The organism is Dongshaea marina, from assembly GCF_003072645.1.
GTDB lineage: Bacteria > Pseudomonadota > Gammaproteobacteria > Enterobacterales > Aeromonadaceae > Dongshaea > Dongshaea marina.
The window spans coordinates 2,555,630-2,567,941 of record NZ_CP028897.1; the positions used below are offsets into that span (position 1 = coordinate 2,555,630).

Here is a 12,312-nt window from a genome sequence, read left to right on the forward strand (position 1 = left end):
CATGAAACCTCATCATACAGCATGCGGACCGCTTATCCCCATCCCGGTTTCCCTGAATCCTGATGATCGATCTGAGATGGCCTGCCCAACCACTGCGTGCTATGTTGCCCTAGCCAAAAACCTGAACCAGACAACACAAGGAGTGACTCTCATGGCCAAACTGCCGAATATCGTGATCCTGGGAACGGGAGGTACTATCGCAGGTGCAGCTCCCAGCACAGAACAAACGATTGGCTACCGATCCGGGCAACTCTCTGTCGGACAATTACTGCAAGATATTCCCGGTGCAGCTTCTATCGCCAATATACAGGGTGAACAGGTCTTTAATATCTGCAGCCGGGCGATGAACCCACAAAAATGGCTTGAGTTAGGAAAGAGAGTCCAGTCCTTGCTCAATCGCGACGATATTGATGGCATCGTCGTCACCCATGGTACAAATTCTCTTGAAGAGACGGCCTATTTTCTGCATTTGATGATTGATAGCAAAAAACCTATCGTGATCACCGGGGCGATGCGACCCGCGACAGCAATCAGCGCTGACGGTCCAATGAACCTGCTGCAGGCCATTGCAGTTTGTGCCTGTCCACAGTCCCGGGAGCGCGGGGTACTGGTGGTGATGAATGATAAAATCTTCAATGCCCGTGAAGTCACTAAACACAGTACCACCAATCTAGATACCATGATCGCTCCAGGTTACGGTCAATTGGGTACTGTGGATAGCGGCCTGGTTAGCTTTAACTGCTCATCGGATAAACTTCATACCTTTCGAAGCTGCTTTGACATCATGAGTATCAATGAGCTCCCCAAGGTAGATATTGTTTACAACTACGCCGGATGCGGAAAAGAGCCGGTACTCTCCTTCATCGACTCTGCCAAAGGGATCATCAGTGCAGGTTTTGGTGATGGCGCACTCTCCGAAGAGTTACTCGAGGGATTGATCTGTGCCAGGGCAGATAATATCCAGATCGTCCGCTCCTCAAGAACCGGCTCAGGGCTCGTTCTGAAAAACGGCGATGAGGATGATGATGGTAACCAGTTTATCGTTGCACATGATCTCAATCCTCAGAAAGCCCGGGTACTGCTGATGGTGGCGCTCACCAAAACCGATGACTGGCAACAAATCCAGCAGTATTTCTACCAATACTAACGGCCAGATCCGTTTGGGGCGATCGACCCATCGCCCCTATTCTCTACACCCAGTAAGTCAGTGCCAGCGGGATCACCAGGATAGTCAACAGAGTTGAAACCAGGATCACACTGGCAACGTTCGAGGAGTCATCCGGCCGGTAAATCGACACCCAAAGATATGTACTGGCGGCAACCGGCATCAGACACTCAAGGATAAACACGCCCCGAGCCACCCCGGTAAAATCAAACAGGGGCAGCAAACCCCAGGCCAGCACCAAAGCGATCAGCAGATGGTACAGGGCTAACCCCGAACCCAACACAAGATTCCCAAGGCGCATACTTGCCAGGCTATAACCCAGGGTCAATAACATCAGGGGGATCGCCAGGTTCCCCAGGATACTCAGGCTCTCGTGTAGTGGCTTGGGGAAGTGGGTCCTGGTCAACAACATGAGAATCGATAGGATCACCGAGTAGATGAGTGGATTGGTCACCAAGCTCTTGATGCTGAACTGCCCGGAGCTGACCCACTGGCCTATAGTAAAGTTAAACAGCATCACCACCACCACAAAAGCCAGTCCATAGATAAGCCCCTGGGGACCGTAGACCAGGGCACAGATCGGCAGACCTATATTCCCCACATTACTCAGGCTTAATGCAGACAGGTAGGTCCGGTTTGAAAGATGGGTCGCCTTTAAAAACAAGCTGGTTATCAGGGCTCCGCCAAGAACCACCGCCAGGGCGGCTCCCAACATTTTAAAAAAGATATCCAGCTCAACGGTTTTGCCGACCAGGTGAGACAGGATGAGTGCCGGATAGCCAATGTTCGCCATCAGGCTGGCGATCACCCGGGTGTCAAAGGGTTGCTTAAATTTACCCAGGGCAAAACCAACCAGGATACAGATCAGAATAGGCAAGATGATATTGACGATATGAAAAAATACCTGCTGCATAACGAGTCCATACTGCACGCAAATGAGAATCATCATAACAGCTAATCGCAACTAATTTGCTGATTAACTTTTTGTGTATAAGCTCAGAAATGATACAACAGGTTGGACAAACAGATTCAATCGGCTAACATTTAGGTATGATGGCATAATAACAAGGTGCAACCATGACCTCTCTCGCTCCGGAACAAACCTCACACCCGGTCGCCCGGTTACGTACAACCCTGGCAAAGATCCAGTCCTGTCTAGGGCAGCTTGAGACACTGATCCGCTCCCAGCCGGTAAAATGCTCTGTGTATCAGCTGCCGGATGTCGCCAGCGGAGATGAACATGAACCGATCGAGAGCATTGAGGTAGAGCCCCTTGAGGGTGAAGAGGCCTTGGATACGGCGCTTCACAGCTTTAACCACTTCTTTGCACGGGAGGGCTGCTCCACCAAGGCGACCTACCGGCTTCCCGGTTATATTCTGCTGCCCGCACATTGCCAGAGCGAGCTCTTTGAACTTATCGGCCAGATCAATTCCCTCAAAAGCGCCTTTAAAGATGAGGTTCTCAAGGCCGGGGATAAAAACCAGCGTTTTGAGCTGGTACACCAGGCACAGCCGGGGGCCATCACGCTGCAGATCTACCGGCACCTGGTACTCTTGGACTCACCGGTTCAGACCTTGGGCTTCACCTGGGCCAACAAGCAAAGTATCCGCAAGGTCAGCCAGCAACAGGTTCTGGAGATCTTAGAAAAGTCACAGAAGACCCCTCCTCCCCTGGTCGATGCCGAGCATTGGGCTCAGCAGGTTGCCCGGGAGATCCAGGATATCCATCGTCTCAGCCGGGCAGCTCAGCTGAGAATTCGCCGCCCGGTCAAGACCCATCCCATGCTCAACATCCGCTGGCTGGACCGCGAGCCACGCCAACAACAGGTGAAGGCCCACTCTCCTTTGCTGCTGTGTCAGGATAAGCTCCCCAAGATCCATCCCCTGGGCGACTTTCCTCCCGCAAAACAACGCCAGCGTAGCGATCGACAGATCAGCTCAACACCGTTAATTGAGCGGATCTATCTCTATGAATACCTGGGATAGCCGGGGGTTATTCATCTATGGCCACGGCAAAGTTACCCCAAAGGCAGCGCCTAAGATGAGCAACGGGTAAAACCACTGGCTCCGAGATACAGGGCTCAAAAGAGGCTTGCTTCTTGCTTAATGGCAGTGAGCTGTACAAATATTGACTCACCAGGAGCATGGTCATGGATGACAGGATCACCAACAAAACTAACTCGATTATAGCCCTGCTGGAAGAGGCGCATCCGGGCTCTCAATTCAAGGTCAGAGAAGATGTTGGTTATTTCTTTGATAGTGACTCTCCTTGCATCAGGCGGACTGTCGCTATCAGCGATCTGGCGATGGATAGACTTGAGATAGATTTTATCAAGTGCCACATCCTGAGCATTGTGCCGGATATGACGACTCAGACCCCGGAGCAAGATGAGTGTATCTGGCTATACAGCGACAGCGCATAGGCTAGAGTACCGTTCAGTTTACTTTTCATACAAGTAAACTGATCGCATGTTGCTCGATTAATATGCTATTCGCTGTTAATTGATTTTTTACGACACGCTGTGAACCCATCCATGGGTGCTCTGATACCGCATCCATGCGGCAAAAGGTCGAAAAAATCAACAAACAGCTCACTCTAAAAACAAATTGGGTGTGATTGAATTTTAAACTATATGGTGTTCCAGGTTCTGATGACGTTTAAATATTGGGCTTTAATGCTGCCATGCCCTGACCTAAAGCGGAACGCTCTGGCCAGGGCATGGCAGCAAAGCAATCACTCAATCACTTGAATATCCGGGAAATGGGCTTTCACACAGGCTGTATAATCGCCCTGCTTAAGTGCTGAGTATGGAGTCTGGTACCCCACCAACTGGCAGGCATAACTACCGCCGCTCGGAGTGTCGGCTGACCATCCCCAATCCTTTTCCCAGTAGATGTTGGTCGCACCGGCCCCCTCGGCGTCAAATTGCTTCATCCCGCGACACCCCAGGATCTCATCCTCGGCAATCGTGACTCCAAGATAACTGGCAAAACTTCGAAAATAGCTGATGCGGTTGACCGATTGCGCCACCTCTGTTGTACCACCGCACTCCACTCCCCCATTAATGATCTGGGTTGTCACACCAAACCCAGGGTACAGGCCATTTTGCTCATCCCGACTATTGGGCTGCCAGGTTCCATCAATGACATGCAGCATGGAGGGTTTGGGAGGCTGGGGGTAAGTAAAGAAAAAGACTGCTGAGGCTAAATTGAGCCAGGTATCAGCCACCATCTCTGGATGATCCAACAGAGTTCGGACCGTACCAAACATCGCTTCTGAGAAGGGACCATAGTTGTAGTTATAGCTCAGCTGCTTGGCACCACGGCCAAAGTAAGACTTGTACTCTCCATTATCAAAGGTACCGCAGGGCCAGGTTTGCCCCTGCCAGGTGGCTGGATTGCATTCACCGTTATAGCCCCCACGCATCTGTTCTGTCCACCCCATCTCCCGGGCATGGACCAGTCCCTGACGCCACTCGGGAACATCCCAGTGCTCGGTATGCCCACCGGTTTCCTGGGTAAAGTGTGCGAACATGGTTGCTAATGAACGACGACAGATCGCTTCTGAATCACGCCCATCCTCGTAGCTTGCACAAAATGCCGGAAACTTAGCCACAGCTTGCAAGAAATGACGATAGCTATACTCGGGTGAACGCTTGGCAAAGAGATAGTCCCAGTCTGCTTCGGAGACAATGGCTTCAACCCGCTTCACATTCTCAGGATTCTGACCGGAAAGAGCGGTCACGGCTTCAACCGTTTGATTATCCCGGGTTCGAATGGACTCCTTTACCTGAGATAACAAGGGATCACTGGTCAATTCAGCCTCCCTGGCATCAAGCTGAGCCTGAGTGACCTGATAACCATCTCCAGGATCGGATGGAACCTCAGGCTCGACAGGCTGATCCGGCACCTCGGGAGTCTCAGGATCAGGTTCGGCTATCTCATCTTCCGATACCAACTCCCAGGCACTATCCCATGCCGTTCCCGTCCCCGGAGCATAGGCCCACCCGGCACCAGAGCACCAGGGAACAGTCACTCCGGGCTTACAGCGATACAGCTGACCATTATTGAGTACTATATCTCCCCCTTGGTAAGAGCCCCCTTCCTGGTAGTTGCTGTATTGACCATCAGAGGGAACTGAAGGGGAATCTGGAGTATCAGCCGGCTCGTCAGGTTCGGCCGGAGGCGGGGTATCATCCGTTTGCCCGATGAGCTTCCAGGGCGTCTCCCAGGGCGCGGATACCTGATCGCCGGGAGATTGGCTCGGATTGGCCCACCACTTCGCCTGATAGATGGCCCCGTTAAAGCTCACTTGTGAGCCCGAAGGGTAATTTTTGCTCGGATCATACAGCTGTGCGGCGGCAACTTCACAAGTCATCAATGCAAGTGAAGTCGATAAAAGAAGTTTTTTCAGATGGGTCATAGTCTCTCGCTCCTTCGTTGCTTCTTGCCCGGCTCTAAACTCCTGTACACGTCACAGCAGGGTTGAAAAACACCCTCTGCGGATCATCGAGCCGCTGTTTATCCAAACTTGAGGAAATCCCTTATCCGTCCGGCATGAAGGGTTACTCACCTGTCAGCATATTGCATACCAGGTATGTCCCCCTTCAAACTCTCGTCATCTTATCCCGCTCAAGGGGTTGTGTTTAATGCCTGAACGAGCCCGTTCGCGGGCTTAATACACCCCAGCTGAGATCTGGTCAAATCGCAACCTGGGGTGAGTCGTATCGGCAACTTTTCGATCAATAGAGAAGAGCTTATGTAAAGAGACAGATAGTTTGTCAATCTGTCGAGGGAAGGAGTTGTGGAGGTTCGTCTCCAAAGCGTCAAAAAAATAAGCAAAGGGAGAGCACAAAGCACAAACAGACAGTTCCATGATATGAAGGTGACACTATCCATAGTGCTCCTCGTTTTGTGGCTGTAAAAGAAACCGCTCCGAGCTTTCCATATCCCCATCCGAGAATATGGATAAAAAGTATACAGGGATAGCTGCAGATATTGAGAGCACCATGTTACTAAACTGTGATCGAGATCCGGTTCAGTCCAGTACCATGGTGTATTGATAGCTCCGATCCGCCGAACTTGGGTGAGATCCCATCCGGAGCGATGGGATAGAACCCGGGCCGGATAAAAATTGATAGAGGAGCTTCATGTATAACAAAGGATCTTCCTTTAGCACCATAAACCAAACTTGGAGCCCCGCCATTTATTGAGGTTGCAGCACCTCTATCAGCTCAGCAAGTAGCTCAGGTGTTGCCGCCGTGATGAGGCTTCCTCCATGCAAAATATCATCACGCTTACCCTGAATATTTGCATAGACGCCTCCGGCCTCTTCAATACAGGGAATGAGAGCTGCGATATCCCAGGGCTTCATCAGGGTGTCAATTGCGCCGTGTAGCTTGCCACGAGCCACCAGCATATGCTGAAAGCAGTCCGTTGCGATCTGAAACTGTTTGCTGCGATGGATCACCTCGCTCAAACGATAAGGCACGGTCCCGTTATCTAAAAAGATATCTGAACCATGAACACCAGAAGCTGAAATCACAGCTTGCCCCAGACTTTGAATCTTCTGATCAACCCGAATCTGCCGCCTCTGATCCCCTTCCTGAAGCCAGCACCCCAGATCCTTGGCCCCATGAATGGTTTGCCCCAGCTGAGGAAAGTGCACCACCCCCATCACGGGATGTCCCTGCTCAAGATAGGAGATGAGGGTTCCAAACAGTGGGATCCCCAGGGCAAACAGCCGGGTTCCATCAATGGGATCGATGATCCAGCCATCTTCCAGTTCGTGGAGACTGCTGTTTCCAAGCTCCTCTCCCAGGATCGCATCGGCGGGAAACAGGGTATGAATGAACTCACGGATCTCTTTTTCTATCGCAACATCAGCCTCTGTCACCTGGGTGCCATCCTCCTTGAACCGAACAGTGGCATGATTAAAGTGCTCCTGACAGATCCGGGTCGCAATGTGGGTACACTCAAGCGCCGCCGCCAGTCGTTTATCCATCTTCAATTTTCCTCCGCCCAAACATCTCTTCATCCAGTGTGGCACTCCCTTGTGTATAACAGCAATGGCTAGGATTCAAAATAGTGAACCGCCCCTAAAACAGCATCGAAAATGCTGTCTGATGGACAGGTTCTGTCTCACTGAACCCAACATGAATGAATGTTCATTCATTGGCTATTTCCGCAACGCTCTTCAAAAATAATTGCCTTTACGGACAAAAAGAATACAATCTTTATGCTTTCTTTATTTCTCGCGTAAAAAAATAGATAGCATCTTTACAGTAAGCCACTTATCTTTGGCCCGTTGTCTTTTCCAACTAATGAAAAAGTTATGAGCAAACAATTTGCAGTGATCGGACTTGGACGTTTCGGCCGAGCCCTTTGTAAAGAACTGTTCGAGCAAGGTGAAGAGGTCCTCGCCATCGATGTCGATCCGGACAAGGTTCGTCTCGCCGGAGACTTCACGACCCATGGTGTCATCGCAGATACCACAGACGAAATTGCCGTGAAGGAGCTGGGGCTCCACCTGTATGACGCTGTTTTCGTTGCTATCGGAGATAACATCAACGCCAGCATTCTGACGACCCTGATCCTTAAAGATCAAAATGTCGAGCAGGTTTGGGTAAAAGCAAAAGATAAACACCACCAGCGGATCCTTGAAAAAATTGGCGCCGACTCTGTGGTGAACCCCGAGCGGGAGATGGGAATCCGTGTTGCCAAACAGCTGATGGCCAAGCAGGTGCTTGGGCATATCGAAGTTGAAGATGATTTTGCAATCTCGGAAGTACGCGTCTGCGAGCGCCTCGAAGGTTTGCAGATCAGCCGAATCCGGATGATCGATAAAGATCAGGTTCAGCTGCTCGGGATCAAACGCCAACAAGAGATCATTGTCGCTCCGACCCCTGATCAAACTCTCCAGCAAAACGATATTCTTTTCCTCGTCGGTCGTCATGCCAGCCTCGACCGCTGTGTTGAACAGCTGTGCTGACCATCTGAATTAAATCATGCGTATAAACTCGATCCCTCTGGTCAATGGCCAGAGGTTGAACCTGTCACCATCACAATGGGTGGTGAGCACATTTTTGTTGATCCTGCTTGCGGGAGCCAGCCTGCTCAGCACATCCTGGGCCGGTCATGGTGTCAGCTGGCTCGGTGCGCTGTTTACCGCAACCTCAGCGATCTGTGTGACCGGTCTTGCGACCCTGGATATCGGAACCCATTTCAATATCTTTGGCCAGGTGGTGATCATGATCCTGGTGCAGATCGGTGGACTCGGCCAGATGACGTTGGGGATGCTGCTGTTAATGACCCTGGGTAAACGTCTGGGCCTTCGCCAAAAGCTGCTGCTACAGGATGCCCTCAACCAGGATGAGCATGGCCAGATCTTTACCCTGGCGCGCCGGGTTGTTCAGTTTGCCCTGTTGTTCGAGGCGATAGGCCTGCTGCTGTTGTCGATTCGCTTTGTCCCCGAGATGGGTTTTAGCCATGGGGTTTATGTGGCCCTGTTTCATGTGATCTCTGCCTTCAACAACGCCGGATTCTCGCTGTTTCCGGATAATATGATCAGCTATAGCGATGATCCCGTGGTTCTCCTGACCATCAGTCTTCTGATCATCTTTGGTGGTCTTGGCTTTACCGTGCTGTTAGAGCTCACCCGGACCCGCCGCCTGAGCCGAATGTCCCTGCATAGTCAGTTGGTGATCAAGGGAACACTAATCCTGTTGATCCTGGGCACACTGGGGATCTGGCTTCTGGAGCATAATAACCGCCATACTCTGGGCGCTCTGCCAGCGGCCCAGCAGTGGCTGGGGGCTTTCTTCCAGTCTGTCAGTACCCGAACCGCTGGCTTTGAATCGATCGACATGGGACAGATCCACTCCTCAACCAGCTTGTTGATGATGGTTCTGATGTTTATCGGTGCCGGTGCAGCATCGACCGCTGGCGGGATCAAGGTAACCACCTTCATGGTGCTGCTGCTGGCGACCCGCAGCTTTTTGCGCCACCAGAACCGGGTGACCTTTGGTCGTAAAGAGATCTCCCAGGCAACCATCAATAAATCGGTGGCCGTGATCATGACCAGTCTCATCGTACTATGTGTCGGTGTTTTTGCCCTATCGATCACCGATCATGCTCCGCTGCAGGCCCTGATGTTTGAAGCCGTATCAGCCCTGGGGACCGTAGGCCTATCACTGGATCTCACCCCCACCCTGAGTCACGGTGGCCAGATGATCCTGATCATTTTGATGTTTATTGGCCGGCTCGGGCCCCTGACTCTGGCACTGACCCTCTCCAAGCCCAATGTGCAGCGTGTCCGTTACCCCGAGGGGAAGTGGTTACAGGTTAACTCATTCATTCAAAACCGCAGTCCCCGGGGCTGCGGGTTTTCCTCTGGATAGTTCTTGCGCTTGCATTGGACAACTTCTCGCCTCCCGCACCTCAATTTTCCTAAAAACAGGTAAAACGGTTGCCTCCAGCTCTGCTGGCGATACACTGGCATTAACTCTGAGCTCAGTTGATAGGCTCGTCAGCAATCATTCTGACCATCCGGCTATTAAATGCCGCCATCTGCTCACTGTCATCTCCTTTTCCACAGATCCTAAATGGGAGGCGCCTTGCCATCAAAAATATTACTGATCGATGATGAGAAGCCGATCTTAAGATTTCTCAATGTGCTGCTCAGCAGTCATGACTATCAGATTTTTGAGGCACAAACCGGCCAGGAGGGGTTGCGCCTTGCGGCAATCGAGCAGCCTGATCTGATCCTACTGGATATAGGGCTACCAGATATGGATGGCTTTACCCTGCTTGGCCACCTGAGGGAGTGGTCCTCCATTCCAGTCATGATTATCTCAGCTCGCCAGGGCGAGATGGAGAAAGTTAGGGCACTGGATCTCGGAGCCGATGATTATCTTACCAAGCCCTTTGGATCGTCAGAGCTACTGGCGCGGATCCGGGTGATCTTTCGGCGGCTCAAACAACAATACAACCGTCCGGAAGATCTGTCTGAGCAAGAGTTAAATATTGGTGAGATCCGGGTTGATCCGGTCGCCCGCCTGGTCCACCGTGGGGACAGCTTAATTCACCTGACCCCTATTGAGTACAAAATGCTGTTACTGCTGATGCGTAACGCCGGTAAGATACTCACCCACCGTCAGATCCTGGCTGAGATCTGGGGTGCCAACTATGTTGAGCACGCCCAGTATGTGCGCGTATATATGGGGCAGCTACGCCAGAAGATAGAATCCGATCCCGCTAATCCAGATTACATTTTTACCGAAACCGGCGTAGGTTACCGGTTTACCACCACTTTGGAGCCCCAATGTTAAAAACAACTAAACCCATCAATCAGCTGGTTCTGGTGATCATCATGGGGGCAATTGCCGGCCTGACCCCTTTTGCCATCGATATGTATCTGCCAAGTCTGCCATCGATCGCCAAAGAGCTTCGCATCAGTGTTGAAAGTGCACAGCTCACCATGAGCTCTTTTATGATAGGCTTTGCCATCGGGCAGCTTATCTATGGCCCTCTGGCCGATAGCTATGGGCGTAAGAAAACCGTTTTAGCAGGCCTTGGGCTGTTCATTGTCGCCAGCATCGGCTGCTCAATGACGCACTCCCTGCCTGCACTGATCAGCTTGCGCGCGCTGCAGGCTTTAGGGGGTGCTTCCGGCTCGGTTGTCATCAATGCCATCCTGCGCGATCTGTTCGACAAGGATGAGTTCTCCCGGATGATGTCGTTTGTGATCCTGGTGATGACACTCGCCCCCTGGTGGCTCCATTTGCCGGGGGCTACCTGCTGCTTGTCGGGAGCTGGCGGTTGATCTTCTGGGTTCAGGTGGCGTTGAGTGTCCTCATCCTGGCCGCCTTCCTGATCAATATTCCCGAAACTCTTCCCCGGGAGGAGCGCGCTCCCCTTGAGCTCAGGCAGATGTTTAGAAACTACCTGGAGGTGCTGTGTCATCGCCAGACCCTGGGCTATATTCTGGCAGGCTCTTTTGTAACGGCAGGCTTATTTGCATTTTTAAACTCCGCTTCACTGGTCTATATCGAGCACTTCCATATTAAGCCTCAGAACTTTGGCTTTTACTATGGGCTGAATGTGCTGCTGATGATGGCGATGACCTATTTCAACAGCAAAGTTGTGCGAGGGATCGGCACCGAGCGGTTACTGCAGTTTGGGATCTGGATCTCGACCCTTGCAGGCCTGGCGCTGCTATTTAACGTTTGGCGCGGCGGTGGACTTTGGAGCGTGGTGATCCCTGTGGTGATTTTCATCGGTCCTCTGGCGATGGTGGGTGCCAACTCGATGGCCGGGATCCTCACCCATTTTAATAAAAAAGCCGGAACCGCCTCCGCTTTGGCCGGGACCATGCGTTTTGGCTTGGGGGGGATCGCAGGAATGATTATCAACCTTCCCCAAAGCAACAGCCCGATGCCGATGGCGCTGACCATAGCCATCTGTGGCGTGCTAGCCTTTGCCAGCTACTATGGCCTGGTCTACCCCAATCTGCACCCGGCACGGCGTTAATAAAGAAGCCAGGCTCGCCATTGAGCCTGGCTGATACTTATCTAAACTCTGGCTCGAGTTCAGGGCAGATCTGGAATAGATAAAAGCCGGTCATCTCTCCAAATCTCTTTCCAGTAAAAACAACGCAACTGAGCCAGCCGGCATTTCAGATTAAAGACAGGGGGGAATCGGCATAACTCTCAGGGCACGGCTTAACAGACTTGACCCAACTCTGATTAAAACTTTACCGAGCTCTTGAGGACTGCATCTGGTATATGAAGAACCTCAGCTAATTTATCACACTCGACAAAGTAATCGGTTAGCTCAACTCCCGCATCTCGCAGGCAGCGACACATATCCTCAAAGATGACCAACCGGGACTGGTAGTCTTCCCGCTCGGCTAATCCTGACAACCATTGATAATCCATTTGAATCCTCTTATTGAAACAACCCGCCTCTGCATGACCCGGGCGCGAGTCATGCAGAGGCTAGTTATACCATTAAAAACCCGAATAAAATGTGAGTAGAAATACCTAAGCCCGCCGTTAATATGGTATTTTTTGAAGAGGATCACAGGATTAAACCGACATTAGCCTCTATTAGCGTTTCAGATCTGGTTCTGCTATTGGCAATTTTTT

General features: G+C 51.5%; 10 protein-coding genes and 1 pseudogene. 7 read left to right on the forward strand and 4 right to left on the reverse strand.

What is annotated here, in order from left to right; translation table 11 throughout:
- Positions 1–151: 151 nt before the first annotated feature.
- Complete coding sequence (locus DB847_RS12285; protein WP_159084578.1) at positions 152–1,147, forward strand: asparaginase; 996 nt, start codon at positions 152–154, stop codon at positions 1,145–1,147.
- Between the two features lie 43 nt (positions 1,148–1,190).
- Here the strand turns inward: DB847_RS12285 and DB847_RS12290 are convergent, their stop codons facing one another.
- The gene (locus DB847_RS12290) at positions 1,191–2,078 is read right to left on the reverse strand and encodes an AEC family transporter (RefSeq protein ID WP_159084579.1); all 888 of its coding nucleotides are present in this window, start codon (positions 2,076–2,078) and stop codon (positions 1,191–1,193) included.
- 164 nt (positions 2,079–2,242) lie between these two features.
- On the opposite strand from DB847_RS12290, the gene DB847_RS12295 reads away from it, so the two are divergent.
- Together DB847_RS12295 and DB847_RS12300 are read left to right on the forward strand one after the other, a co-directional pair.
- Positions 2,243–3,151, forward strand: coding sequence for a DNA replication terminus site-binding protein (locus DB847_RS12295; RefSeq protein WP_108650973.1), 909 nt, complete (start codon positions 2,243–2,245; stop codon positions 3,149–3,151).
- A 164-nt stretch (positions 3,152–3,315) separates the two neighbouring features.
- Positions 3,316–3,588, forward strand: coding sequence for a hypothetical protein (locus DB847_RS12300; protein ID WP_108650974.1), 273 nt, complete (start codon positions 3,316–3,318; stop codon positions 3,586–3,588).
- Positions 3,589–3,899: 311 nt separating this feature from the next.
- On the opposite strand, the gene DB847_RS12305 is transcribed toward DB847_RS12300, so the two are convergent.
- Together DB847_RS12305 and DB847_RS12310 are read right to left on the reverse strand one after the other, a co-directional pair.
- Positions 3,900–5,588, reverse strand: a complete 1,689-nt coding sequence (locus DB847_RS12305) for a glycoside hydrolase family 19 protein (protein ID WP_234418381.1) — start codon at positions 5,586–5,588, stop codon at positions 3,900–3,902.
- Between the two features lie 783 nt (positions 5,589–6,371).
- Positions 6,372–7,169 (reverse strand): inositol monophosphatase family protein, encoded by a 798-nt coding sequence (locus DB847_RS12310; protein WP_159084580.1) that lies wholly within the window; start codon positions 7,167–7,169, stop codon positions 6,372–6,374.
- Positions 7,170–7,499: 330 nt separating this feature from the next.
- On the opposite strand from DB847_RS12310, the gene DB847_RS12315 reads away from it, so the two are divergent.
- The 4 genes and pseudogenes from DB847_RS12315 to DB847_RS12330 all read left to right on the forward strand — a co-directional run bounded on the left by DB847_RS12315 (position 7,500) and on the right by DB847_RS12330 (position 11,695).
- Complete coding sequence (locus tag DB847_RS12315; protein ID WP_108650976.1) at positions 7,500–8,156, forward strand: potassium channel family protein; 657 nt, start codon at positions 7,500–7,502, stop codon at positions 8,154–8,156.
- A 16-nt stretch (positions 8,157–8,172) separates the two neighbouring features.
- Positions 8,173–9,564, forward strand: a complete 1,392-nt coding sequence (locus DB847_RS12320) for a TrkH family potassium uptake protein (protein WP_108650977.1) — start codon at positions 8,173–8,175, stop codon at positions 9,562–9,564.
- A gap of 216 nt (positions 9,565–9,780) precedes the next feature.
- Positions 9,781–10,494, forward strand: a complete 714-nt coding sequence (locus DB847_RS12325) for a response regulator (RefSeq protein ID WP_199911552.1) — start codon at positions 9,781–9,783, stop codon at positions 10,492–10,494.
- Positions 10,488–11,695: pseudogene (locus DB847_RS12330) on the forward strand (Bcr/CflA family multidrug efflux MFS transporter). Before DB847_RS12325 ends, DB847_RS12330 begins: the two are co-directional and overlap by 7 nt.
- A gap of 215 nt (positions 11,696–11,910) precedes the next feature.
- Here DB847_RS12330 and DB847_RS12335 read toward each other — a convergent pair.
- Positions 11,911–12,102: a hypothetical protein gene (locus DB847_RS12335; RefSeq protein ID WP_108650979.1), complete on the reverse strand. Its 192-nt coding sequence runs from the start codon at positions 12,100–12,102 to the stop codon at positions 11,911–11,913.
- Between the last annotated feature and the right edge of the window lie 210 nt (positions 12,103–12,312).

Excerpts from the sequence above, each read along its gene's own strand:
- DB847_RS12285 (WP_159084578.1), top strand. The coding sequence starts at position 152 with ATGGCCAAACTGCCGAATATCGTGATCCTGGGAACGGGAGGTACTATC.
- DB847_RS12290 (WP_159084579.1), bottom strand. The coding sequence starts at position 2,078 with ATGCAGCAGGTATTTTTTCATATCGTCAATATCATCTTGCCTATTCTG.
- DB847_RS12295 (WP_108650973.1), top strand. The coding sequence starts at position 2,243 with ATGACCTCTCTCGCTCCGGAACAAACCTCACACCCGGTCGCCCGGTTA.
- DB847_RS12300 (WP_108650974.1), top strand. The coding sequence starts at position 3,316 with ATGGATGACAGGATCACCAACAAAACTAACTCGATTATAGCCCTGCTG.
- DB847_RS12305 (WP_234418381.1), bottom strand. The coding sequence starts at position 5,588 with ATGACCCATCTGAAAAAACTTCTTTTATCGACTTCACTTGCATTGATG.
- DB847_RS12310 (WP_159084580.1), bottom strand. The coding sequence starts at position 7,169 with ATGGATAAACGACTGGCGGCGGCGCTTGAGTGTACCCACATTGCGACC.
- DB847_RS12315 (WP_108650976.1), top strand. The coding sequence starts at position 7,500 with ATGAGCAAACAATTTGCAGTGATCGGACTTGGACGTTTCGGCCGAGCC.
- DB847_RS12320 (WP_108650977.1), top strand. The coding sequence starts at position 8,173 with ATGCGTATAAACTCGATCCCTCTGGTCAATGGCCAGAGGTTGAACCTG.
- DB847_RS12335 (WP_108650979.1), bottom strand. The coding sequence starts at position 12,102 with ATGGATTATCAATGGTTGTCAGGATTAGCCGAGCGGGAAGACTACCAG.